The following is a 23,233-nucleotide window of genomic DNA, read 5'->3' on the forward strand; positions in this document are numbered from 1 at the left end:
TTTCACAATTTCCTCATTGAATAATTTTGATATTCCAATTATTATACTTAATTTATCATTACCTATTGTGTAAACAGGATGAGAATTTTCAATAACCTACACCAGTGAGTAAGAAAAAATCAATATATTCACGATAAATTTACCTCATATCTGTGTTTTATATGTGGAATTTCGAATGGAAAATTATGCAGGCAAAGAAAGAAGAATAGTGAATATAGTTACTCAACATTGGAGTGATATAAAAGGATCAGATAGAGAATGGCCAGAAAGACATGAAATAGACACTGCAGAAATCATGGAGTCATGGCAGCATTGTTTTATCATTGAAGTTAAAGATCGAGGTTATATTTGTGAAAATGCAGGAGAAAAAGCTATTGAATTCTATGGTTTTGAAAAAAAGATGTACATCGATGATAAGTATGCAATTGATGCACCATTTTTGCGGCTATATAAAATAGATGCAGTTGTTGATAAACTTGAGACTGTAATAGAGAGTAAATGCTCAATTAACGAAGAGGAAGAAAGTGAAAGTGTTAAAATGAGGCAAGTATTGCTACCAATTGGGAATGAAGAAGGTATAACTCATATATTGGGTGTAATTACATTCAAGCTGCTTTAAAATACAATTTTAATTTGATTCTTTAATAAAATTATCTATACTCATACTTAATTACTAATAAAGAACTAAATAGTGGTGTTTGTAAATTTGTTTAGAATATGACGAAAATAAAATTAAAAACCAAAGCTTCTGTCAAAAAGCGCTTTCACCTTACAGCTAAGGGTAAAGTCATCTCTACTCAGTCAGGTAAAAGACATGGTATGGTAAAGAGAAGTAAATCTAATATTCGTAATCAGCGTGGTACGACGATTCTTAGTAAATCTGACTCGCGTATAGTTAAGCTTTATATGCCTTATGGTATTTAACAAAATGGAGGTAAAATAAAAATGGCTCGAGTAAAACGTGGAGTCACTACTCATGCTCGTCATAAAAAAATATTGAAACTAGCAAAGGGTTATAGAGGACGGGCAAAAAATTGTTATAGAATTGCATTACAAAGAGTTGAAAAAGCACTCCAATATGCTTACAGAGACAGAAGAACCTGTAAACGTGATTTTCGTGGTTTGTGGATAATACGTATTAATGCAGCAGTAAGAGAACATGGACTTACTTACGGTAGATTTATGCATGGTCTTAAACTTGCTGAAATTGATTTAAATAGGAAAATTCTTGCTGAGATGGCTGTTAATCATAAGGATGATTTTGCTAAATTAATAGAAATTGTAAATAGTAAGTTATCTTAAAGCAAAAACACCTAATGAGAATTATTTTCATGGGGTCGCCGGAGTTTGCGGTTAATACGTTAAGTCTACTATTGAAATCACATAACGAAACAGTAGCGGTATACACCAAGGCTCCAAAGCCTTTAGGTCGTGGGCAGAAGTTAACAAAATCCCCAGTACACATCGTTGCTGAAAAAAGTGACATAGAGGTATGTACTCCTACCTCTTTAAAATCTTCGATAGAGCAAGAAAAGTTTGAAAATTTTAAGCCAGACGTTGCAGTTGTTGCTGCGTATGGATTGATACTTCCAAAAGAAATTTTAAATATTCCTAAATATGGTTGTATTAATATTCATCCATCATTGCTGCCTAGGTGGCGCGGTGCAGCTCCGATACAGCACACAATTTTAGCCGGAGATCAAGAAACCGGAGTTAGCATTATGCAGCTAGATGAAGGATTAGATTCTGGCCCTATTTTAAAACAGAAAAAATTTCTTATTGAAAAAAGCGATAATTATAAGACGTTGTATGATAAATTGTCTGAATTAGGTAGTGATTTACTGCTGAAAGTACTAAACGAAATTGAAAAGCAAGTTCCCTTAAAACAGAGCGATAACGATGCGTGCTATGCTGACAAAGTAAAAGACTATAAAATTTACGCAAGTGACGCCTGTGAAATTGCTTATAGAAAGGTTAAAGCATTTTATCCAAAAGCATTTATTAAGGTAGAGAATAAACGTATCAAGATACTTGATGCTGACTTTGAAGCTTTCGCTTCAGAACAAGGTGAGATTGTTAACGATAATATGCACGTAAGTTTAAAAGGTGGTACTTTAATTCCTAAAGTTGTACAAATGGAAGGAAGAAATCCTTGCGATATTAAAGATTTTGTTCGTGGCTTAAAATCAAGTTTAACAAAAAAATTTATAGAATAGACTACTTTGAAAGGAGGGTGAGGAGAGCTAAAGCAACTTCTACAATTTGGTATTCCGCTGCTTGTTAGCGGAATCTACAACGAGATAACGCAGTGGTATGACGTAGTAGCTATATATAGACAAATTTTCTTTTCTTAGATATAATCTTAAGAAACCTTCCATATGAAAATTAAAAGAGCTTTAATATCAGTATACGATAAGACAAATATAATTGAACTTGCATCGTTTTTGATGCAGCAACAAATAGAAATTCTCTCAACAGGGAATACTTATAAAGTGCTATCAGGTGCGGGAATAAAAACGCAAGAAGTTTCAGATTACACACAATTTCCAGAAATACTAGATGGCAGAGTGAAAACTTTACATCCTAAAATTCATGGAGGAATACTCTGTGATCGAAAAAGGCACGAAAAGGAAATGCAGAATCTAGAAATTAAGCCGATAGATCTGCTTATAACTAACTTATATCCATTTTGGAAAACGGTTAATAGCAACTCAAGTGAGAAGCAAATCATAGAACAAATAGATATAGGTGGAGTAGCATTAATTAGAGCTACAGCAAAAAACTTTCATTTCACTTCAGTGATTTCTAGCATTCAAGATTACGAAACACTGAAAGCTGAGATGATCAAAAATAACAATCAGACAACATTAGAATATAGAAAACATCTAGCAACTAAAGCATTTGCTCTGACTGCACAGTATGATTCTAATATTTACAATTGGTTTTTATCACAGGGTAAAAGCAATGAGTTACCAGAGTTTTTTACTTTATATGGATGTAAAGCACAAGGACTCAGATATGGTGAAAATCCTCATCAAAAAGCTGCATTTTATAGCAATCAATTTAGCAAGTATCCACTGGAGAAAATACATGGAAAAGAGTTGAGCTATAATAATATAGTTGACATAGAGTCTGCACTTAACATAATTTCTGAGTTTCAAGAACCTGCAGCAGTGATAATAAAGCACAATAATCCATGTGGCGCTGCTGTTAGTGATAGTGCTTTAAAAGCATATGAAAAAGCTCTATCATGTGATGAAATAAGCAGTTTTGGTGGAATAGTTGCTTTCAATCGGGAGATAGATTTAAAGCTAGCAGAGAAATTAAACGAGATATTTTTGGAAGTGGTGATAGTACCATCGGTAAACAATGAGGCACTAAAAATTTTACAAAAAAAGAAAAATTTAAGAGTGATTATTCATCAATCTCTTCAGCAAAATGCAAAATATCAAATCAAAAATGTTGTTGGCGGGTTCTTAGTGCAAGAAAATAATAACCATACAGTAAAAGTAGAAGAAATAAACCGAGTGACAGAATGCACTACAACAAAAAAAGAGAAGGAAGATCTTATTTTTGCTTGGAAAATATGTAAACATGTAAAATCCAATGCAATAGTGATAGCAAAAGACGGTTGTGCTATTGGCATCGGTGCAGGACAAACAAGCAGAATAGATAGTGTGAATATTGCAGTAAAAAAAGCAGGTGAAAAATGTAAAGGCGCAGCGCTTGCTTCGGATGCATTTTTTCCATTTCCAGATAGTATAGTAGAAAGTGCAAAACATGGAATTACAGCTATAATTCAGCCAGGTGGCTCATTGAAAGATCAAGACGTGATAGCAGCTGCAAATGAGAATAAAATTGCCATGTTTTTCACTGATATTCGTAACTTTCTCCATTAAGCTTTGTATCCTGTCAAAATTATACCCCCACAGATTGAAAATTGAGTTGAACTAAAAATTCGGTTTGACATACTTTTTTGAACATTCCCTCTTTTGGTTCTTCATTAGCCTTAACAACATTCTTTATTCCATGCTCGTCAAAAATCAACCACCTATCAGAAATCCTTACTATATCCGCTGGAGTAGACTTAATCTGATGATCGAAAGAAGTAAGATTTTTTGCTGTAAGCCACTGATTAGAAGTAGTCACAACAGATATGTCTTTGCTATTTTCTATTTCAGCCATGAAAGCATCATTACTATCAATAGCAACTAGTTTAAGTGCTTCATCCTCCAGAAATTAGCCATTATGGCTAAAATGTCTTACAGAGAAGGTGAAGCTATATTATTTAACTTCCCAATCTGTATAGATTAAAACGACAAGAAGACTTGTATTTAGCGTACTGTTTTTGTACTATGTACATACTATGTCTTTATAAAAACTTCGGGCTTTTCCCTATACAAACTGAAACAGTCTGTTTAAGACATTACCCAACGTCAAATTTAAAAAATAAAGAGTGGAGCAACTATCTCCATGAGGCTTCTTTTGCCTTTTTTTGCTTGCTTAATATTTATAGCTAAAGCTTCAGGGTGTCATTTCAGTGCGTGACGCAGAGATGTAGGGAGATTGAAGATCAGTGCTTGACACTGGAATCCAGAAATTTTTTGAGAACAAAAGTTATGCTAAGTTTTTGTTGGTAAGAAAGGCTGGTGTCTAGGAACTGGGATGACAGTAGTGTGAGATGGGGCTACTTGGATCTAATTTGCTATTCACAATCCAATTATTACCTTGTTTAAAATAAATATTGAATTTTTATTTTAATTATATAATAATTAAATATATTATTTAAGATTAAAGATGAGATTATGACAAGTGATCAATTACTAGCAGAAGTACTGAGTATAATTAACGATAAGACAGATTTAAATGAAGATAATATAATCCAGGAAATACAAGAAGAACTAGAGAAACAGAATCAAGATCTACATGAAGAGTGGAAGAAAGTTAAATTTGATGTAAATCATTTATTTAGTCAAGAACTTACATTGTTGCACGTAGCTGCTAGAGGTGGCTTTGAAAACGTAGCAAAAGTCCTGGTAGCAGGAGAAGCTGATGTTAATAAGAAAGATAGTAAGCGCGAGAAGATTCCTTTACATTTAGCTGCTGAAAATGGTCATGTTGAAGTAGTAGAATTTTTCTTAAATAAAGGAATAAGTGTTAATGTAATGGATAAAGAGGGCAATACCCCTTTGCATTATGCTGCAGATAATGGAAGTAGAAAAACAATATCAATTCTAATAAGAAAAAATGCAGATCCTTGGTTAAAGAATTTTCATGGTAAAACTGCAGTGAATATTTATGCATTCAAGCATCCTAATGGCTCTGGATACTTAATGCAGCTGAAAAAAGCGAAAATTCAAGGTTATATCGTTTTTGGCTCAATGTTGTTGTTAGGTGCTGCTATGGCAACATCAATTGTTGCGGTTAATTTAATTGTACCTGATGTGCCTGTATTAAAGGTGTTATTGTGTGTAAGTATTTTGTATGCATTTGCATCTATAGCTAAATATATTACGTACAAAGCGTCTGAATTGGATGCTAAAAATGAGATTAAAAACGAGCAAGATTCAAACATAATAAATATTGAAGAAGTGAGTGATGAAAAAAATCGGTTAATAAAGCAACGCGCTCAAAAAAATTAAATGATCTTGTTTGTGCAATAAAAGGCTCTTCTAGAATAGAGATAGTTGATCAAGACAAGCAGAAAAAAGTAACACTTGATGATGTTATTGTTTCAGAGGAAGTAAGAAAAGAGTTAAAAATGATTTGTGGTCATATATCAGAGAAGAAGAAGAAAGCTCTTGAAATGCTAAGTTGCAAAATGCCAACAGGCTATATTTTATATGGTCCACCTGGAAATGGTAAAACTCTTATTGCTCGTGCAATTGCATGTGAAGCTAGTGCTAAATTTATTAGCGTTTCTGGATCTGAATGTATACAAAAATATGCTGGACACAGCGCGCATTACATAAAAGATCTTTTTGCAAAAGCGAGAGAAAATGCTCCTTGCATAGTCTTTATAGATGAAATAGATGCTGTTTGTACAAAACGTAGTAATAGTGGACGAAGTGATGAAGAACACAACCGAATTGTAAATCAGTTTTTATGCGAGCTTGATGGTTTTAACCCTATAGAAGGTGACAATCATTGCTGCAACTAATCGTCTAGAAAGTTTAGATGAAGCAGTAATTAGATCAGGTCGCCTCTCTAAACATATTGAAATTCTTTTACCAGATAAAAGCCTACGTGAAAAAATATTGGGTCTTTATACGGAAAAAGTGCCAATGGCACCAGATGTAAATCTAGCAAAACTTGCAGAAGAAACTAATGGTTTTTCAGGAGCTGATCTAGAAAATTTGGTAAATGAAGCAAAACTTCATGCTGTAGATCAGATTTGCGAAGAAGAGTCAGAAGATGAAGAGCTAAAAGTGACAGTGACCATGGATGATTTCAATAATGTACTTAAACGTCTTAAATCTAAAAAGATTGAAGTTGGGGATGAGAATAAAAAAGTGAGTAGCTTGATAGAGGATTGGGGAAATATTTTGAGTTTTAGAGAATTAAAAAAATATTGTGGCTTAGCTAAATAAAAAACATATGGATCTCCTTATTGTAAAGCAGGAAAGTGATTCAGCAAATGTAAATGCAAAAGTAGAGATAGAGTGCAAAAAAAGCAGGTAAAATTTAGTTGTGTTAGATAGATTTTGACTTTCTGTTCTTTTTCTTACTATTTATCACAAATCTCCCTAACGTTTATATCTCTCTTACAGATTCATTCAAACTTAATTAAGTGGGAGTATTGTTAATGCGAAAAGGGTTTAATTAAAATGGTATGGCGTGTGAGGAAGACATACATCAATTGGTAGAAAGTGGATTTGATATTAACTCAAAAGATGTAAGCGGAGTCACTCTCTTGCATAAGTTTACAAAAGAAGGCGATTTAGTTGGAGTAAAATCATTATTAGAGCACGAAGCTGACTTTAATGTTGTGGACAACGAAAATAGAAACCCACTGCATTATGCTATTATGCATGGACACAAAAAAATTGCTAAACTTCTTGTTAATCAACTGACAATTAATTCTAGAGATAAAAATGGATTTACTCCACTTCACCTTGCTACACTACAAGATGACACAGAATTAATGGATTTTTTAATAACAAAAGGCGCAAAAATTAATGAAAAAGATGCTGAGGAAGGCTATACTCCTCTTCACATAGCTTCATTATACGGTTCTAAAAAGAGCGTCCAGATTTTAATTGATAGCGGAGCAAATCTTGAATGTGAAGATAACAACTTTCGTACTCCTTTATTTTTGACCATTTATCAATGTACTACACATTATGAAAGTAGAGCAGAGATTATAGAATATCTGATAAAGAAAGGTGCAAACATAGAAGCAAAAGATGCAGAAAATAATACTACGCTTTTTCTAGCAGCATATAACAACAAAATGCAACTGGTAAAGCTTATTGTAAAGCAAGCAAAAGCTAGGTTAAAAGAGTTTATTTGCACAAAAAACAAACATGGTTTTGATGCACTGGATTGCGCTATTGAGAATAATAATAGGAAGATGGTAACATTTCTTGTTTCAAAGGGAATAGAAGCAGATGAACAAGATTGTAACGGTAATACCAGGTTACATAAAGCTAGCTATAATGGTGATACTAAAGCAGTTAAGTTCTTATTGGAGCTTAAGGTAAACGTTAATGCCGTCACTAGATGCAACAGAACTCCTCTGCTACTTGCAGCTAAAAAAGGCCATGTAGAAATTGTAAGAATGTTGTTAGCAGTAAAAGCCAATATGAATATTTGTGATCAACAAGGTTTTACACCTCTGCATCTTACTATTCAAAAGGATTATTTTGATATAGCTCAGCTATTAATAGAAAAAGGGGCAATTAAGTGTAGTAAAGATTATACCGCAATAGATATGTTTATTGACAAGGCTCATAGCAAAAAAAATATTGAAGAAAATTACAAAAAATTCTGTAGATTTTTGATGCTTTACTTGAAAGAGCTGCATAGTAAACACAAAGCCTTTTGTGTACTTTCAATCTTAGCTCTAAGCTTAACAATTATAGGTTTACCATTTATTTTTAAGCCTGTTATTAAATATAGAGAAAGAAGTAAAATATATAAAAAAATTAGGGCTATGCTGATCTACATTTAAGTACAACAGGAGAACTAAGCTAATATATGACAATTATCTGCTCGATAAAAATGAAATTAAATGTATTCGTTTAGCAGAGTGGCAAAATAAAATAGACAAAACCATAAAAACAAATGGTGTCATGCACTGAACATTTGCTGTGAAGTTTACCTTCAAAAATGAATGTTCGTACATCTGTGAGAAAGCGGTAATGCATTAGCTTAATCTACAGAGATCAAAAAAGTTCTTTTTTAAAAAACTTAAGTTATACTTATAAGTATTTGATATCTTTTGTAGTGATTATGCCAAGTTTAAGCTGCCTTTATGGTGACAATGCAGAATTTGTGGAAGAAATTTATAGCCGTTACTTGCAAGGCGATAAATCAATTGGAGAAGATTGGTACAGAATTTTTTCGAGCAATTTAGAAGTTAATAAAGCCGAACCCTGCAGAGCACAGAATGAAGCCAAGGTAGATGCTGATGATTTAGCAAATTTTTTCAGATCTTATGGTCACTTTTTTGCAGACTTAAATCCATTATCACCGAATGTAAATAAGGAAATAGATTATCAAAAATACTTAAATCTTTCTCCTACAAGTGACACTAAAACCTACAGAGATATTTACTGCAATAATATCGGTTTTGAATTTATGCATATTTCCTCTTATGAGGAAAGAGTTTGGCTGCAGGAGAAAATTGAAAATCAGGTCTATACGCTAAGCCCTCAGGATAAAAAAGAAATACTGAGGCACTTAATCGAATCTGAGGTGTTCGAGCAATTTCTCCATATGAAATTTCCTGGATATAAGCGTTTTTCTATCGAAGGTGGGGAGTCAGCTATTGTTGCAATTGAAAGAGTTATTAGTGATTCTGCAGCTTTTGGTATTGAAGAAATAGTTCTTGGTATGGCCCACCGAGGACGGCTTAATGTTCTAACCAAAGTTATGGGGAAAGAATATGCGGCAATGCTGTCTGAATTTCAAGGCAATCTTGCATACCCAAGTGGTCTTGAGGTATCTGGTGATGTCAAATATCACCTTGGTTACTCTTCTGATCGAGCACTTGCTGATGGTAAAAAAATACACTTAAGTTTATGTCCTAACCCATCTCACCTTGAGGCGGTAAATCCAGTTCTAGCTGGAAGAGTAAGAGCGAAGCAAAATATAAGATCTGTGCTTGGAGTGTCAATTCATGGTGATGCAGCTTTCATCGGGCAGGGAGTGGTGGCCGAAACCCTTACTTTGAGCAACATTGAAGGTTATACAGTAGGTGGTATCGTGCATATTGTTATTAATAACCAAGTTGGTTTTACCGCCAACCCATCCTGCGCACGCTCATCTTTTTATTGCACTGATGTAGCAAAATCAATAGAAGCTCCAATATTTCATGTTAATGGAGATAATCCAGAAGCTGTGAGTTTTGTTGCGAATTTGGCAATGGAGTATGTGCAGAAATTTAAAAAGGATGTGGTGATTGACATAATATGCTACCGCAAATATGGCCATAATGAAGGCGATGAGCCAAATTTTACTCAGCCACTTATGTATAAAGCAATATCAAAGCATAAAACTCCAGGCACGCTGTACGAAGAGAAGCTGACTGCAGAGAAAGTGCTAGGTAGCGATGAAGTAAGTAAATTACGCAGCGAATTTAGAACAAGATTAGATAAAAGCCTTACTGAGTCAACGACTTATACTCCGAAGAAAGCTGACTGGTTTGATGGAGTGTGGTTAAAACGCAGGAGAGCAAAGTTGAACGATTTGAGTGAATATTATACGGACTCTGGTGTTTCACCAGATGAGCTAAAAAAATTGGGCGTACACATAAATAGCAATATTCCAAGCAGTTTTAATATCAATAATAAGGTCAGAAAAATACTTGATGGAAGAATAGAAAGTATAAATTCCGGTAGCAACATAGACTGGGCAACTGCTGAAAGTCTCGCATTCGCGTCATTGCTTAGAGAAGGAATAGGAGTGCGCTTGTCAGGACAAGATTCTGGTCGCGGCACCTTCTCGCACCGTCATTCAAGACTTGTTGATCAAGTAACAGAAGAAACGTTTATTCCACTGAACAACATAAGTGAGAAGCAAGCTCGCTTTGAAGTTATAGATAGCGCACTATCTGAGTATGCTGTGATGGGTTTTGAATATGGATATAGCCTTGACTCTCCATATTCACTTGTGCTCTGGGAAGGGCAGTTCGGTGATTTTGCAAATGGCGCGCAAATTATGATCGACCAATTTATCTCATCTGCAGAAACAAAGTGGTTGCGGTCAAGTGGTCTAGTTTTACTTTTGCCTCATGGTTATGAAGGGCAGGGGCCTGAGCATAGTTCTGCTCGTATAGAGAGATTTTTGCAACTCTGCGCAGAGGATAATATGCAAGTAGTTAATTGCTCTACTCCAGCAAATTACTTTCATGTTTTGCGCCGACAAATTAATCGAGATTTTCGTAAGCCTTTAGTGGTGTTTACACCTAAATCACTATTGCGTCATAAAAGCGCAGTTTCTAACCTTTCTGACTTTGAAGGAAAATTTCTTACGGTAATTCCAGAGTGTAGAAAAGGTTTAGTTGCAAGTGATAAAATACGTAAAGTTGTAATATGTAGTGGTAAAGTTTATTACGACATAATTGAAATGCTTGAAGCACAAAAAATAAACGATATAGCAGTAGTGCGTTTAGAACAATTTTATCCATTCCCGGCCGATAAACTAGGCAGTGAACTTGAAAAATATAAGAACGCTGAAATTATATGGTGTCAAGAGGAACCAAAAAATATGGGAGGATGGTTTTTTGTTAATCCGTTAATAGAAGAAGTTCTATCTAATTTAGACACTCAAGCAAAAAGGCCTAAATGTATTGCGAGACCCGCTGCTGCATCTCCTGCATGCGGTTATGCTAATGTCCATGCTCAACAACAAGCAGAAATTTTGAAGCAAGTTGTGCAGGTACAATTGTGCAAACACTAAGCAGGTTCATTAATTAGACCTAGATAACTCATAGCAATAAAAAATTTCCCATATCACAAAAAAGATTGTGGAGAGTAAAACTAGTTTATAGATTCTTAAACTTTATATTCTATAACTAGAATAAATTTTAGGAGTATTTTATGAGTAACAATAACGCTTTCCAATTACAATCTCATGCTATTACAAAAAAAGAAGAGAGACCAAATTCTCGAATAGATATTAAGGTTGAAAATGACGAACTTATTGATGTCAAAACAGGTGAATCTACTGGCAAAAACTATGAAGAATGCTTTAAAGTTATGCTAAATAATAAAGATAATATTACACTTAACCAATACGATAGGCTTGAAGGAGAATGTAATGATAGTGAATGCCAAGCTTGTATGGATGCAATGAATGCTGCTATAATAGGGGTCATCTGGCTTGAATCTTAAGACGTAAAGGTAGAGAGGCACTTTTAAGAATAAAATAAATGGAATCAGAAAAATCAGCGAATATATTTTCGAATATTGTGCGTAATCTGAAATCAATAGCGTTCAGTGGAATTGAGATCAGATGGGAAAAACTAAATCTTATATTCCTCTGATTCTATTAAAATTCTCACTCTTGGCGTTTTATGAAAACATATGATTGATTTTTTTTACTTCGGTATCTAACTTTGGAATTTCTTGCAGCTATTTCAGAAGTAGTGATGCACCAAGCAGAAATCTTAAACACCGAACGGCTTCAAGCAGGCTCATTAATTAGACCTAGATAACTCACAGTAATCAAACTGCTTTTATACTTAGGCAAATATAAAAAGACTTTTATTTTTTTATAAAAGTATAATATTTATTAAGATTTTCATTTATTTTTCTCAAGGTAGTTAATATAGTAAATATTGATATTAATTAATATCAGATATATATGAAGACAGAAATATTTGAGAGGCTAATAGGGCAAACTAGACTACGCAGCAATAGCAAGGCTAAAATCATACGATTAAATAGAGACAAAAAGGCTTTTATAGATGAGGATAAAAAGTCTATAGAATTAGCTGAGGCTATTTTTGCAGAAAATAATATGTTTCGTTTTCGCAAACCAGGTCCTGCTACGGATTACATTTTGCATAAACTAATAAATGATAAAAAGCTTCTCGAGGAAATGAAAGATAGAGGTACAAGTATAATACGTCTTTTTTCTTTGCTATCAATGTATCGTAATCTTCCCAAGTACTGTGTTGTGAGTAAAAAGGGGTGTATTACTGAGTTCAACATATTGACTTATGTTAAAAATGGTTTAGAACCATTACCTTTAGAAGACTTTATACTTATTGAGTCTGCTTCGTACCTAGAGTACATTTTGTTTGAGAATGATGATATTAGAAATAGGTTAGCTGAAGATTTGACTGAAGATAAAACAAAATTAGATATTTTCGTAAATGGAATTTTAGCGATAAATAGCTCGGATTTAGTATTATCTTGTATCAACACAATCGAGGCTTTTAATGAGGAAGCTAGAAATTTTGTCAATCACATACAGAAAACCAATAGGATGGACTACCTCTTTAAGGAAAATGATACAACACTTGTAAAGTTAGTTCTAAAAGAATTATTAAAACTTTCTATTTTACAAGAAAGAGAAAACACTACATTAGAATTTCCTCAAATTTCGAGTGTGGAACATTGTAATGGGCGATAGACTTTAAAATATGCTAAGGCTCATTTAAATATGAGCCTCAGTATCGCTTAACTTTTATGGAGCATACTTTAACTTTATTTCACTTCCACCAAGGGAATATTATTCCAACTGTTACTGCCATAGTTATCAATAGAAGCGTTTAGGTAATCTGTATCAAATCGTACTGGTACATCAAATTCGAAGCTTGCGGTGATTATTGTGCCTTTTGCTGGTGGTTTCATAAATTCTATTTCTCCAGTTGAATAATTTACTGAATATTTTTCTGTCTCTTCACCATCTAGGTAAATTTTTATTGTATCATGCACTGGCTTTTTAATAGTTCGTGTATGCTTGTCTTTTCCACTTATGTAAGTTTTCATCAGTTGAAAGATCGTTTTTTTATCGTCTCCTATGCCAATTTCTTGATTGATAACTGTAAAGTCTGACCAATCCTTAAAGCGAAACCCTATAGCTTTACCTTTTCGTGCCTGAAAAAATGTTATGAGTTCTGTTAGCTGCTCGTTTGACCTAACTCCATAAGCTATGTTATACCTGGCACGTGCACGAGACCAATTAATATTGCGCTGCTCACAGCCATTATGAGTTGTTACAATGTCAGTGGAAAATTCCGGTCCTCCAGTGGAACCATAAGATATATTTTCTGGAAATCTAATTTCTGTAAATGACATATTTCCTCCTGTGAAAACAAAATTGATTTGGTGTAGATAAAGTAAGAAAGAGCTTAAGCTTTTGAAGCTACTTTATCAATCAGGCTATAAATTTTAAATCCCGTTTCTTCTAGAAAAGTATGGGCAATATTTTCCTTTGGCTCACTTTTGAGTTCATTAATGTCTTTATGGCTCTGCGTCAACTTATACATACAAATACATGCAAAAACTAAAGCAACTCCAGCAAGATATGCTAAAGGAATTGGTTGAGTAAAAACAATAGCTATAGCAGATGCTGTGAATTCTATAGCTGTTATTACAGCAGCTATGCTATAAATAGCTTCTCTTCTGTAACTATTGATTAATTTCTTTTCTATTGCCTCTTGTTGTGTTTCTTGCCCTTGTTGATGAGAAATAGTAATTACTGTATCTGTATGAATTGGCTCACTAGCGCTGGTATTAATTCTCTCTTTTTGTGTTTCATGATCTTGCACAATTGCTGATTTGCTAGTTCTGATATTATATTGTTCTTTTTGCTCTGATTGATCAGAAGCAGGAACTTCTGTAACCTCACCAAAGATTTCTTCATTAGAAACTGGTTGACTTTCTGTTATATCTTCAGAAATTTCACTTAGAAGTGGCACAAAATGCCTCATGTAATTCACTATACGAACAACCTTATCGCCTTCACCTTCTTCACATGTAGTAATATATCTACCATCTATAAGTTCTTCTTCTAGTGCTATCACTGCAATTTTCACTTTATACTTTTCACATATCATTCTCCCTTCAATCTCTGGACGACCCCATATAGGTGTAGAACCAGCTCCTGTGGCAATATTCTTAATATTTTTTAAGTATTGATGAAAAGTCTTTTTCTCATCTATCATATTTATTTTAGTTTGTGGATCTTCTATAGGACCATATGGACCTTCTAGCTCAACAAAGTAGCCACCAATAGCAGCGTCTTTTATTACTGCTTTATAGGCCCAACTATCTTGTTTACCATGTTGCTCAACATAATCTGCGCAGTCTTTTCTTAATGATTTTGCAGTAAAACGATAATCAGGTTTTATGTTTAATTCATTCAATCCTTGAGCCACAGAGTCAAAAAAGCAATCCCCTGTCTTTATAGCAGCCCCGATTTTTAGTTTTTCAGGATAAGCGCTCTTTAGATTATGCAATAAATCACTTGATTTTTTATTTTCTTTGATTTTTTGAAAAAGAGCAATTGGCTCTCTTACATAGTTAGAATCTCTCATGTTATAACTCCAAAATAATATGTATTTTAATAGATTAATCAGCCTAGGAAGGCTTATTACTTAAGGTCCTGCTGTATTGCAAGGAAACATCACCTACTTTTCTTGAACTAATATGTAGCTTATACATATTGTTACTTACTATATCTTAACTTAATTATACTTAAACTTTCTTGTGCTGTCAAGCAGGAATTTTATTAATCTTTTAACCCATTCACTTTTTTGCGTAATATATTCAAATCAGTTTTTCCTACAAAAAGACTATCTCCTATTATCAAAAAAGGTGTACCGCCTACTCCCAAATCCCTTACTAAAAGTTTGCTGTTGTTTATCATTTGCTCAATTTTGTCTGCATTATTTTTCATAGAGTTATTAAAATCGTTCTCGTTGATCCCTATATTTTTCACTATACCTAATATAGTTTCATCTGAAAATTCTCCTCTGTGATCTAGTGCAGCGTAGTGAAAATCTAAGTACTTTTCTTTATCGATAAAATAAGTTGCTAAAGCACCTTTTGCTGCCTTTAAAGAATTGTTACCAAGTATTGGAGCATCCCTAAAGATATACTTAACTTTGCCATCATTGATCAATTGTTTTACATCGTTCTTTATAGCTTTGCAATATCCACAAGAATAGTCAAAAAAACCTACAGCTATGATATTGCTATTTTCATTTCCTGAGTAAGGATAAGTAGAGTCGAATATTTCATTTTTATGCTGAGAAATTTTATTTTTGGTTGCATTAGCATAACTATTTTTAGCTGACTCTTCCTGGAGAGCTTTTAGAACTCTATCAAAATTTTTACTGATGTAATTATCCAATCTCTCACCTATATAATCATCATTTAAGTTCTGACTGCGGTGTGAAAGCCAATTGTTTATTACTGGTAAACTTGCTACTGCAAGTATAAAAATCAATAAAAATGGTATCTTAGACATATACTTACTTTTAGACATATACTTACTTAAAGAATACAAATATTAAAGAAATGCTTAATGTTAAAACATTTTTATCAAGAAATGCAAACTTTATAAAATGAAATTTAAGATATTTTTGTAAAGTTCATCATAAGATTTGGTGATGAAAAATTTTGCAGAGTAAGGCATTTATAAAGATTTAGATAGTCTTTACTGCTATTTCTAGCAAATTGTAAGCAAAAAAGTTGATTATCTTGTAATCGCTGCATATAATGCTGACAAACACGGCGGTGAATTATATGAGCGAACCAATAATTGGTAGAGAGAAAGAAATAGCCATTCTAGAAAATAAGCTTCTTCCCTAATCAGTTGGCTGTTTTTATTGTAGGTGGCATTGTACAAGTCTAGTAAAATAATTTTTCAGTAAATATGGTGACGTAATGAAATTTCTAAAAACTATCTTTAACTTAGCATTACTAGTATTTTTCATGTCTACTATAGCTGAAGCAAGGTGGGCTAAGTACGAAGATGCTTCCGTTGAGGTTAAGTTTTCTAATGTTAACATTAATGTTAATAGAGATGGTACCTACGAAACGGAAGTAGAACTACAAGCAAAAATACTCAAGGAATCCGGACGTGATAGATTCTCTCTATACAGTCTTGTTTACAATGATGATAGTGCAGATTTTACTGTTTTAGAGGCTAAAGCAGCTTATAATGGAGAGGAATATATAGTGACTGAAGATATGATGGAGGATAAGCCACTGGCTAGTCCTGGTAAAGGCTTTGATCAGCTAAGGCAAGTAACCATACCATTTCCTAAAATAGAAATTGGTACGGAAGTATATTTAAGATATAAGCAAGTTAACAAAAAGGTTCCTGTTGATAACTTTTATGGCTTGAGCTTTTCTTATTACGGGGATTATTTACAAGCAGAAAATACTAAAATCAATTCTGAATTACCCCTGGAGATTAAAGTTAATGATCCAAGAGAAGTATTAGAAATCGCTGAGGAAAAAAATGATGATATACACTCTATAAGCATTGCTTTAAAGAAAGCAGTTTATGAAAACACAACAAATGAACCACATAATGGAATATTGAACATAAAACACAACACTTGGGTATCACTTTCAAGCTTATCTGAATGGGAGGATTTAGCTAAAAAATTAGCTCCTGGATATCATAGCGTTATCAATCAGCCGCTTCCTGCAACTTTTGAAGCTATAGCAGAATTTGCTGACAATGAGAGTACCGATGAGGAGAAAATTAATGCAGTCACTTCTTTATTGAATGAAAAAGTTCAGTACATGGGAGACTGGCGTACAGTGTCAGGAAAATTTTTTCCGAGAGATTTGGAGAAAATTGCTGATTCTCAAGTCGGGGATTGCAAAGACTTTTCTGCTAGCACGGCTGCTATTCTGCAAAAACTTGGTTATAAAGTTCAACCTATTTTAGTTATGAGAGGAACTACTAGCACTTCTAATCCTGAAGCATTACCTAATATGGGTAATTTTAATCATGTGATGCTCAAAGTAACAAATAGAGATGGAAAAATATATTGGATCGATCCAACTAATACCGTCAGTATGGCACAGGGTATTTTCCCAGATATTGCTGATAGGAACGCTCTAGTACTCGATTCTGAGGAAGCAGATTACATAAAGATTCCTGCTGTACAAGGTGAAAATTCAAAAGTGATATCACATAGTGAATTAACTATAGAAGATAACGTTGTAAATGAATATGGCCAGCTTACCGTGCAAGGGGAAGCAGCCTTAGGCTTAACAGGTGTTGGATTATATTATTCAGATGAGCAGTTAAGAGATTCTGTTTTTCGTATGATTAGTGGAGTATATCTTGATGAAGAAGAAAAGAAGTTCTTAGAATTGCCTGACCTTACCTTGCGTAATGTAGAGGATCTTACAATCAAATATGAGTTTCAGCAAAAAAATAAGATTTTTAAGACAAATCTAGGACCTGCTTTGAATTTAGGAGATAATTGGCTTAATGATGTTGTGAATACAGCTTCTGACCAAATATCAGACCTTTTTATTGGTGTTCCTAAAACTAAGGAAAGCCATATGATAATAAAAGATATCAAAATTAAAAATTGTGAAAATTTGAATTTTGAAATAAATTCTCCTTGGTTATATGTAAATAGGTCGTGTAAATATCAAAATGATGGAACCGAATTTAGCAATTTAATAACCATAAAGAAAAGTTTTATTACCAATGAAGAGTTAAAAACTGCTGAATATAAAAACTTAAAAAGCGAGCTAGAGAATAATTTTTCCAGAGCCTCTATAATAATAAGTGAATGAGTTGTGCTGGGAAAAGCACTTCTTAAAAGGCTTAAAATTTTTAAAATATGTACAATAACTTACGCGACTTCATCAGAGCATTAGAAGAAAAAAAAGATCTAATTAGAATTAAAAAAGAAGTTTCAACTATTCTTGAAATGACAGAAATTCATCGTAGGGTTTTGTCAAACAAGGGACCAGCTATCATCTTTGAAAATGTTGTCACAGAAAATGGCAAAAATTCAATTCCCGTTTTAGTGAATTTATTTGGTACTATTGAGAGAATTGCATTCGGGCTTGGTATAAATTCTGATGAATTAAGGGATCTGGGTAAACTTCTAGCATTTTTGCGATCACCTGAGCCGCCAAAAACCTTCAAAGATGCTGTGAAAATGTTTCCTCTACTAAAAGTTGTATTGTCGATGCGGAGCAAAGTTGTGAGCAAAGCCCCATGTCAAGAGGTGGTGCTAACTGGGGATAAGGTGGATCTTAGTTTGCTACCTATTCAGACATGCTGGCCAAACGAGCCTGCACCGCTTATCACTTGGCCACTTGTGGTAACAAAAGGACCAACAGCAGACAAGCAAGATAATTTTAATCTTGGAATATATCGTATGCAGGTCATGGATAAAAAAACGACTTTAATGCGCTGGCTTGCACATCGTGGTGGTGCAGGTCACCATAAACGGTGGAAGGAGAGGGAGCAAAATATGAAGTTTCCTGCGGCTGCTGTGATTGGTAGCGATCCTGCAACGATTATTGCTGCGGTAACTCCGGTGCCGGAGACATTGTCAGAATACCAATTTGCTGGGCTGCTGCGCAAAAAGCCTCTTGAGCTTGTAAATTGTAAGACTATTCCTCTTCAAGTGCCAGCTCATGCAGAAATTGTTTTAGAAGGATATGTAAGTTTGGATAAGTATAGAGATGAAGGGCCATACGGAGACCATACCGGTTACTATAATGCTGTTGAACAGTTTCCTGAGTTTAACATCACTGCAATTACAATGCGCAAAGATCCAATTTATCTCAGCACTTACACTGGTAAGCCGCCAGATGAACCATCAATTCTTGGTGAAGCACTCAATGAAATTTTTGTGCCAATTCTTATCAATCAATTTCCAGAGATAGTGGACTTTTACCTGCCTCCAGAAGGTTGCTCATATAGAATAGCGGTAGTATCGATAAAAAAGGCTTATCCAGGGCATGCAAAAAGAATTATTATGGGCATACTCTCTTTTCTCAAACAGTTCTTATACACCAAATTTATTATAGTTGTTGATGATGATATAAATGTACGTGATTGGAAGGAAGTAATGTGGGCAGTTTCAACGAGGATGGACCCTGTACGTGATACAATCATGATAGAGAATGCTCCAATTGATTATTTAGACTTCGCTTCTCCTGAAAGTGGTCTCGGAGGTAAAATAGGATTTGATGCAACAAACAAACTTCCACCTGAAACCAAACGAGAATGGGGAAGAAAAATTGAAATGAGCGAGGAAATAATAAAGAAAGTTACAGAGAAGTGGAAGGAATATGGGTTGACAGGTGATTGAGCTATGATGTAGACTACCGCCGTGTATTTAGGTGTGGTTTGTGAGGCTTTTATATCTTTTATTTTTGTCGGCATGTTTTTCTCTGTACTACTATGCGGGTCCTATATCCTCATCTTGCCCAAAAGCAACAGTTTGCTTCTCACCTGAAGAAGACTGTGCTGTACCGATAATCAGCGAGATAGACCAATCTAAAGAATCTATCTTAGTTCAAGAATATACATTTACTCTTGGAACAGTTGCAAAATCTTTGATTAACGCCAAAGAGCGTGGTGTTGATGTTAAAGTTGTCTTAGATAAATCACAACTCCATTCAAAATATAGTGTCATAAGCGAATTGTTTTCAAATGGAATACCGATTTGGATCGATAATAAGCCAAAAATTGCTCATAATAAGGTAATAATTGTTGATAATCAAAAAGTCATCACAGGATCGTTTAACCTCAGTAAGACAGCTGAAAAGGGAAACGCTGAAAATTTATTAATTATTGAAAATTATCCTGAATTAGTCCAGCAGTATGTGAAGAACTGGGAAATACGAATGTCACAATCCTATCAATATGCTCCCTAGATACTTGATATCAAAAAAAGTCTTTTTATTGATAGATTTAATTTCTTGTGATATAATAAATTAAAAGGTTTTAAGGGGTAGGTAATGGATTACATAAATGATGCTGCTGATAGTTACGCTGCCATTCATGATTTTTTTCAAAATAATGGTGTTGGAGATTACAAAGTTCAATGCAATTATGGTGGTGTACCGTATTCTACTGACGAATATGTACATTTTGGAGCAATAATTTTATAGACTCACATTTTGGAAGGGAAATAAAAATGTATCCTCAAAGTGAGCTTTTAGCTAAAGAGTATGCTGGTAATACACTACCGGTTTCAATATCACTAGACAAGGATCTAATAAAAATAAAAGAATGTCAGAAAAAAACTAAATTTATAGAACTAGAAGGGGAATCAGGTGATATAGTATATGATAAGCAAAAGCATATAAAGTGCTACACGACAAAGTTATCATATGACGATGTTTCTGTTCATAATAAAAACAAATTTTCAATACTGAATATTAGATATGATATGCCAAATGATCCGAGATACAGTTTAAACATAGCCTTCACAAAGGTTAATGATAATCAACCAGGGTTTTTGCAAAAATTTAAAAATATGTTTTAATAAAGTAGCTTCTCAATCAGGAATATTCTGGTGGAAAATGAATATCTACTTAGTAATGAATTTGGTCAGTAGCTACTAAGTTTTTCTTATAGCTATACAACGAAGGTTTGCTGGTCTTACATTTATTCTCTGCAAGACAAAAAATTCACATAATTGTACATAGTATGGAATAAATAAACTTCCACTATATTTTTCGATTAAACTTACCTTTTCTCTATTGAACAGATTTCGTATTAAATCTTAAGTTCAACGCACCTAAATATATAAGCATTCCCAGCAAAATCATAGGTATAGAAAGAAATTGTCCCATAGTTAAATTGAACCATAAATAGCCAATTTGATAGTCTGGCTCGCGGAAAAATTCAACCACAAAACGTGCTATTCCATACCACATAACTGCAATACCAGTTGTTGCACCGTAATACAATCTCATTTTGTTCAAGAAAAATAGTGAATTTACAACTACGAAAAGTAGCGCTCCTTCTAAAAATGCTTCATAAAGTTGACTTGGGTGGCGCAACAAATTATCACCACTTTCTGGAAATATCATACCCCACGGCACGTTTGTTAGTCTGCCAAATAACTCCCCATTTATAAAATTGCCTATGCGACCTAGAAATAAACCTATCGGAACTCCACAAGAAATTAGATCCAGTGTGTAAAATATAGGAATGTTATGTCTTCTACAGGAGATTATTACTGCAAGCAAAACTCCTATAGCACCACCATGAAATGACATCCCTCCTTCCCAGGTCTTTAGTATCTCGATAGGATTGCTTATATAGAGAACCGGATCATATATCAATACGTAGCCAAGCCTACCTCCAAGGATAATGCCTATAATAACGGCTGTTAATAACGAATCGTAAAAATTCTTAGTAAATATTTTTTGATTGTCTAGCTTATGTAAATACCAATATGCAAAAACTATACCAAAAACATATGCTAAAGAATACCAATATATAGAAACAGGACCTATGCTAAAAATAATTGGACTTAAAGACATATTTTACTACAAATTATTCTTAGACAATCTACTTTTCTCACGGTCCCACTCTCTCTGCTTTATGGTTGCTCTCTTATCGTAGAGTTTTTTTCCTTTAACAATAGCAATTTTAGTTTTTGCCAATCCTTTATCATTAAAATAGATAGAAAGTGGCACAACAGTTATTCCAGAGGTTTTGATTTGACCAATTAGCTTATGTATCTCTTTTTTATGCAAAAGCAATTTACGTTCTCTTTTTGGCTTGTGATTCTTTTGGTTCGCAGCTTTATACTCTGCAATATGCATATTGTTTAGCCATATTTCACCTTTTTTTTCAGTAACGTAAGCATCAGAAATGTTTGCTTTTCTTTCCCTTAGTGATTTTACTTCACTACTTAAGAGGATCATACCTGCTTCAAATTCTTCTAAGATAAAATATTCAAACCTTGCTTTTCTATTTTCTGCAATAACTTCCATATCTAAAGATATCTTTAAGCTTCAATATATTACAGAACTTTTGGTTTAATTCATAACAAAACAATTATCTAAGTAAATACAAGTGTGGTTAAAAAGACTTCAATCTTTCTGCAAGTGTAATTTGTTCCACTCCTCCTACCGCCATTTCAGTACTAGGACTAGGATTACTCGACAAAAAGCTTATTACATCTTTGCAGCCCCATTCAATAGCAGAGTGTAAAGGAATGTGTCCGTTATCGTCCCGCGCATAAACATTCGCACCATTTGTAACTAAAATTATTGCTACACTTTCATAACCCCATTCAGCAACAAGATGTAAAGGAGTTTGTCCATCATCGCTCTGTATATTAACATCTGCCCCGCATGCAATTAGAACCCTTACTATATTTTCATTACCAATTTCAGCAGCAAAATGCAAAGGAGTATATCCATTATTGCTCTGCGCATTCACACCTGCTCCGTGTGCAATTAGAGCCCTTACTATATTTTCATTACCAACTTCAGTAGCAAAATGTAAAGGAGTATGCCCATCATTATTCTGCGCATTAACATTTGCTCCAGATGCAATTAGAGCTCCTACTGGAATTTCATTGCCGCCTTCAGCAGCAAGATGTAAAGGTGTATATCTATCACTGTCCCACGCATTAACATTTGCTCCACTTTCAATTAAAGTATCTAATATGCCTTTGTGGTTCCATTCAGCAGCAAAATGTAAAGGAGTGCATCCATCGCTGTCCCATGCATCAATATCTGCTCCATATTCAATTAGAGCTTTTGCTATGTTCTCATAGCCACTCTTAGCAGCAAAATGCAACAATGTAGTCTCTACAGGATCTAGATCACTATGTGTAGTGAATATATGATTTATATTAAATCTACTATCCTCCCACTTCCGTACATCAATACTTTCTAATTTTGTTTTTATTCTTTCAATTATGTTGTTTTTGCTTAAACCTGAAGTATCATTGACTTCTGCAAGCATTTTTATAAAGTCATCAAGCGTCATAATTTCTACTATTTATTAAAATAACCTGGTTATTATGATCTTTGACACAAAAATCAAGAACTTTTTATTTTCCTAAAAAATCATTTAAGTTATACTC

The 23,233-nt window shown here is 33.9% G+C and carries 24 protein-coding genes; 17 read left to right on the top strand and 7 right to left on the bottom strand.

What is annotated here, in order from left to right:
* Positions 1 to 175 precede the first annotated feature (175 nt).
* From BWZ41_RS03630 to purH, 5 genes are all read left to right on the top strand, one after another.
* On the top strand, positions 176 to 619 hold the full coding sequence (locus BWZ41_RS03630; RefSeq protein WP_143689427.1) for a PAS domain-containing protein: 444 nt from the start codon (positions 176 to 178) through the stop codon (positions 617 to 619).
* A gap of 98 nt (positions 620 to 717) precedes the next feature.
* Positions 718 to 924 carry a 50S ribosomal protein L35 gene (gene rpmI / locus BWZ41_RS03635; protein WP_143689428.1) on the top strand — a complete coding sequence of 69 codons (207 nt, stop codon included), beginning with the start codon at positions 718 to 720 and terminating at the stop codon, positions 922 to 924.
* Positions 925 to 945: 21 nt separating this feature from the next.
* The gene (rplT, locus tag BWZ41_RS03640) at positions 946 to 1,302 is read left to right on the top strand and encodes a 50S ribosomal protein L20 (protein WP_143689429.1); all 357 of its coding nucleotides are present in this window, start codon (positions 946 to 948) and stop codon (positions 1,300 to 1,302) included.
* 14 nt (positions 1,303 to 1,316) lie between these two features.
* Entirely contained in the window at positions 1,317 to 2,216 is a 900-nt protein-coding gene (fmt, locus tag BWZ41_RS03645; RefSeq protein ID WP_143689430.1) for a methionyl-tRNA formyltransferase, read from the top strand.
* 162 nt (positions 2,217 to 2,378) lie between these two features.
* On the top strand, positions 2,379 to 3,899 hold the full coding sequence (gene purH / locus BWZ41_RS03650; RefSeq protein WP_143689431.1) for a bifunctional phosphoribosylaminoimidazolecarboxamide formyltransferase/IMP cyclohydrolase: 1,521 nt from the start codon (positions 2,379 to 2,381) through the stop codon (positions 3,897 to 3,899).
* A gap of 19 nt (positions 3,900 to 3,918) precedes the next feature.
* Here purH and BWZ41_RS03655 read toward each other — a convergent pair whose 3' ends face one another.
* The gene (locus BWZ41_RS03655) at positions 3,919 to 4,185 is read right to left on the bottom strand and encodes a hypothetical protein (RefSeq protein ID WP_143689432.1); all 267 of its coding nucleotides are present in this window, start codon (positions 4,183 to 4,185) and stop codon (positions 3,919 to 3,921) included.
* 620 nt (positions 4,186 to 4,805) lie between these two features.
* Here BWZ41_RS03655 and BWZ41_RS07925 point away from each other — a divergent pair.
* From BWZ41_RS07925 to BWZ41_RS03680, 7 genes are all read left to right on the top strand, one after another.
* A complete protein-coding gene (locus tag BWZ41_RS07925) occupies positions 4,806 to 5,642 on the top strand; it encodes an ankyrin repeat domain-containing protein (RefSeq protein ID WP_241653892.1) in 837 nt (278 codons plus the stop codon).
* A gap of 119 nt (positions 5,643 to 5,761) precedes the next feature.
* Positions 5,762 to 6,160 carry an AAA family ATPase gene (locus tag BWZ41_RS07930; RefSeq protein WP_241653893.1) on the top strand — a complete coding sequence of 133 codons (399 nt, stop codon included), beginning with the start codon at positions 5,762 to 5,764 and terminating at the stop codon, positions 6,158 to 6,160.
* A complete protein-coding gene (locus BWZ41_RS07935; protein ID WP_241653894.1) occupies positions 6,138 to 6,590 on the top strand; it encodes an ATP-binding protein in 453 nt (150 codons plus the stop codon). The genes BWZ41_RS07930 and BWZ41_RS07935 overlap by 23 nt, the downstream gene beginning before the upstream one ends.
* Positions 6,591 to 6,832: 242 nt before the next feature.
* Positions 6,833 to 8,173, top strand: a complete 1,341-nt coding sequence (locus BWZ41_RS03665) for an ankyrin repeat domain-containing protein (protein ID WP_143689433.1) — start codon at positions 6,833 to 6,835, stop codon at positions 8,171 to 8,173.
* A 281-nt stretch (positions 8,174 to 8,454) separates the two neighbouring features.
* Positions 8,455 to 11,124: a 2-oxoglutarate dehydrogenase E1 component gene (locus BWZ41_RS03670; RefSeq protein ID WP_143689434.1), complete on the top strand. Its 2,670-nt coding sequence runs from the start codon at positions 8,455 to 8,457 to the stop codon at positions 11,122 to 11,124.
* 140 nt (positions 11,125 to 11,264) lie between these two features.
* On the top strand, positions 11,265 to 11,558 hold the full coding sequence (locus tag BWZ41_RS03675; RefSeq protein WP_143689435.1) for a hypothetical protein: 294 nt from the start codon (positions 11,265 to 11,267) through the stop codon (positions 11,556 to 11,558).
* Positions 11,559 to 12,030: 472 nt separating this feature from the next.
* A complete protein-coding gene (locus BWZ41_RS03680; protein WP_063630558.1) occupies positions 12,031 to 12,804 on the top strand; it encodes a hypothetical protein in 774 nt (257 codons plus the stop codon).
* 74 nt (positions 12,805 to 12,878) lie between these two features.
* Here BWZ41_RS03680 and BWZ41_RS03685 read toward each other — a convergent pair whose 3' ends face one another.
* From BWZ41_RS03685 to BWZ41_RS03695, 3 genes are all read right to left on the bottom strand, one after another.
* On the bottom strand, positions 12,879 to 13,472 hold the full coding sequence (locus BWZ41_RS03685) for a TIGR02217 family protein (protein ID WP_063630557.1): 594 nt from the start codon (positions 13,470 to 13,472) through the stop codon (positions 12,879 to 12,881).
* A 53-nt stretch (positions 13,473 to 13,525) separates the two neighbouring features.
* Complete coding sequence (locus tag BWZ41_RS03690; RefSeq protein WP_241653895.1) at positions 13,526 to 14,713, bottom strand: OTU domain-containing protein; 1,188 nt, start codon at positions 14,711 to 14,713, stop codon at positions 13,526 to 13,528.
* Positions 14,714 to 14,907: 194 nt separating this feature from the next.
* A complete protein-coding gene (locus BWZ41_RS03695; protein WP_143689711.1) occupies positions 14,908 to 15,648 on the bottom strand; it encodes a DsbA family protein in 741 nt (246 codons plus the stop codon).
* Positions 15,649 to 16,067: 419 nt separating this feature from the next.
* Between BWZ41_RS03695 and BWZ41_RS03700 the strand changes: the two genes are divergently transcribed.
* The 5 genes from BWZ41_RS03700 (at position 16,068) to BWZ41_RS03715 (ending at position 20,668) form a co-directional block, all read left to right on the top strand.
* Entirely contained in the window at positions 16,068 to 17,951 is a 1,884-nt protein-coding gene (locus BWZ41_RS03700) for a DUF3857 domain-containing protein (protein WP_143689436.1), read from the top strand.
* A 47-nt stretch (positions 17,952 to 17,998) separates the two neighbouring features.
* Entirely contained in the window at positions 17,999 to 19,486 is a 1,488-nt protein-coding gene (locus tag BWZ41_RS03705; protein ID WP_143689437.1) for a UbiD family decarboxylase, read from the top strand.
* 40 nt (positions 19,487 to 19,526) lie between these two features.
* Positions 19,527 to 20,054: a phospholipase D family nuclease gene (locus BWZ41_RS03710; RefSeq protein ID WP_143689438.1), complete on the top strand. Its 528-nt coding sequence runs from the start codon at positions 19,527 to 19,529 to the stop codon at positions 20,052 to 20,054.
* A gap of 84 nt (positions 20,055 to 20,138) precedes the next feature.
* Positions 20,139 to 20,291 carry a hypothetical protein gene (locus BWZ41_RS07940; protein WP_241653896.1) on the top strand — a complete coding sequence of 51 codons (153 nt, stop codon included), beginning with the start codon at positions 20,139 to 20,141 and terminating at the stop codon, positions 20,289 to 20,291.
* Between the two features lie 26 nt (positions 20,292 to 20,317).
* Positions 20,318 to 20,668 carry a hypothetical protein gene (locus tag BWZ41_RS03715; RefSeq protein WP_241653897.1) on the top strand — a complete coding sequence of 117 codons (351 nt, stop codon included), beginning with the start codon at positions 20,318 to 20,320 and terminating at the stop codon, positions 20,666 to 20,668.
* 214 nt (positions 20,669 to 20,882) lie between these two features.
* Here BWZ41_RS03715 and lgt read toward each other — a convergent pair whose 3' ends face one another.
* The 3 genes from lgt to BWZ41_RS03730 all read right to left on the bottom strand — a co-directional run bounded on the left by lgt (position 20,883) and on the right by BWZ41_RS03730 (position 23,136).
* On the bottom strand, positions 20,883 to 21,674 hold the full coding sequence (lgt, locus tag BWZ41_RS03720; RefSeq protein WP_017531780.1) for a prolipoprotein diacylglyceryl transferase: 792 nt from the start codon (positions 21,672 to 21,674) through the stop codon (positions 20,883 to 20,885).
* A gap of 6 nt (positions 21,675 to 21,680) precedes the next feature.
* Positions 21,681 to 22,130: an SsrA-binding protein SmpB gene (gene smpB / locus BWZ41_RS03725; RefSeq protein WP_143689439.1), complete on the bottom strand. Its 450-nt coding sequence runs from the start codon at positions 22,128 to 22,130 to the stop codon at positions 21,681 to 21,683.
* Positions 22,131 to 22,218: 88 nt separating this feature from the next.
* Complete coding sequence (locus BWZ41_RS03730; protein ID WP_143689440.1) at positions 22,219 to 23,136, bottom strand: ankyrin repeat domain-containing protein; 918 nt, start codon at positions 23,134 to 23,136, stop codon at positions 22,219 to 22,221.
* Between the last annotated feature and the right edge of the window lie 97 nt (positions 23,137 to 23,233).

The organism is Wolbachia endosymbiont of Nilaparvata lugens, assembly GCF_007115045.1.
Lineage (GTDB): Bacteria > Pseudomonadota > Alphaproteobacteria > Rickettsiales > Anaplasmataceae > Wolbachia.

What these genes read in the sequence shown, in the direction of transcription:
- BWZ41_RS03630 (WP_143689427.1), top strand. Translation starts at nt 176, where the DNA reads ATGGAAAATTATGCAGGCAAAGAAAGAAGAATAGTGAATATAGTTACT.
- rpmI (WP_143689428.1), top strand. Translation starts at nt 718, where the DNA reads ATGACGAAAATAAAATTAAAAACCAAAGCTTCTGTCAAAAAGCGCTTT.
- rplT (WP_143689429.1), top strand. Translation starts at nt 946, where the DNA reads ATGGCTCGAGTAAAACGTGGAGTCACTACTCATGCTCGTCATAAAAAA.
- fmt (WP_143689430.1), top strand. Translation starts at nt 1,317, where the DNA reads ATGAGAATTATTTTCATGGGGTCGCCGGAGTTTGCGGTTAATACGTTA.
- purH (WP_143689431.1), top strand. Translation starts at nt 2,379, where the DNA reads ATGAAAATTAAAAGAGCTTTAATATCAGTATACGATAAGACAAATATA.
- BWZ41_RS03655 (WP_143689432.1), bottom strand. Translation starts at nt 4,185, where the DNA reads ATGGCTGAAATAGAAAATAGCAAAGACATATCTGTTGTGACTACTTCT.
- BWZ41_RS07925 (WP_241653892.1), top strand. Translation starts at nt 4,806, where the DNA reads ATGACAAGTGATCAATTACTAGCAGAAGTACTGAGTATAATTAACGAT.
- BWZ41_RS07930 (WP_241653893.1), top strand. Translation starts at nt 5,762, where the DNA reads ATGATTTGTGGTCATATATCAGAGAAGAAGAAGAAAGCTCTTGAAATG.
- BWZ41_RS03665 (WP_143689433.1), top strand. Translation starts at nt 6,833, where the DNA reads ATGGCGTGTGAGGAAGACATACATCAATTGGTAGAAAGTGGATTTGAT.
- BWZ41_RS03670 (WP_143689434.1), top strand. Translation starts at nt 8,455, where the DNA reads ATGCCAAGTTTAAGCTGCCTTTATGGTGACAATGCAGAATTTGTGGAA.
- BWZ41_RS03675 (WP_143689435.1), top strand. Translation starts at nt 11,265, where the DNA reads ATGAGTAACAATAACGCTTTCCAATTACAATCTCATGCTATTACAAAA.
- BWZ41_RS03680 (WP_063630558.1), top strand. Translation starts at nt 12,031, where the DNA reads ATGAAGACAGAAATATTTGAGAGGCTAATAGGGCAAACTAGACTACGC.
- BWZ41_RS03685 (WP_063630557.1), bottom strand. Translation starts at nt 13,472, where the DNA reads ATGTCATTTACAGAAATTAGATTTCCAGAAAATATATCTTATGGTTCC.
- BWZ41_RS03690 (WP_241653895.1), bottom strand. Translation starts at nt 14,713, where the DNA reads ATGAGAGATTCTAACTATGTAAGAGAGCCAATTGCTCTTTTTCAAAAA.
- BWZ41_RS03695 (WP_143689711.1), bottom strand. Translation starts at nt 15,648, where the DNA reads ATGTCTAAGATACCATTTTTATTGATTTTTATACTTGCAGTAGCAAGT.
- BWZ41_RS03700 (WP_143689436.1), top strand. Translation starts at nt 16,068, where the DNA reads ATGAAATTTCTAAAAACTATCTTTAACTTAGCATTACTAGTATTTTTC.
- BWZ41_RS03705 (WP_143689437.1), top strand. Translation starts at nt 17,999, where the DNA reads ATGTACAATAACTTACGCGACTTCATCAGAGCATTAGAAGAAAAAAAA.
- BWZ41_RS07940 (WP_241653896.1), top strand. Translation starts at nt 20,139, where the DNA reads ATGGATTACATAAATGATGCTGCTGATAGTTACGCTGCCATTCATGAT.
- BWZ41_RS03715 (WP_241653897.1), top strand. Translation starts at nt 20,318, where the DNA reads ATGTATCCTCAAAGTGAGCTTTTAGCTAAAGAGTATGCTGGTAATACA.
- lgt (WP_017531780.1), bottom strand. Translation starts at nt 21,674, where the DNA reads ATGTCTTTAAGTCCAATTATTTTTAGCATAGGTCCTGTTTCTATATAT.
- smpB (WP_143689439.1), bottom strand. Translation starts at nt 22,130, where the DNA reads ATGGAAGTTATTGCAGAAAATAGAAAAGCAAGGTTTGAATATTTTATC.
- BWZ41_RS03730 (WP_143689440.1), bottom strand. Translation starts at nt 23,136, where the DNA reads ATGACGCTTGATGACTTTATAAAAATGCTTGCAGAAGTCAATGATACT.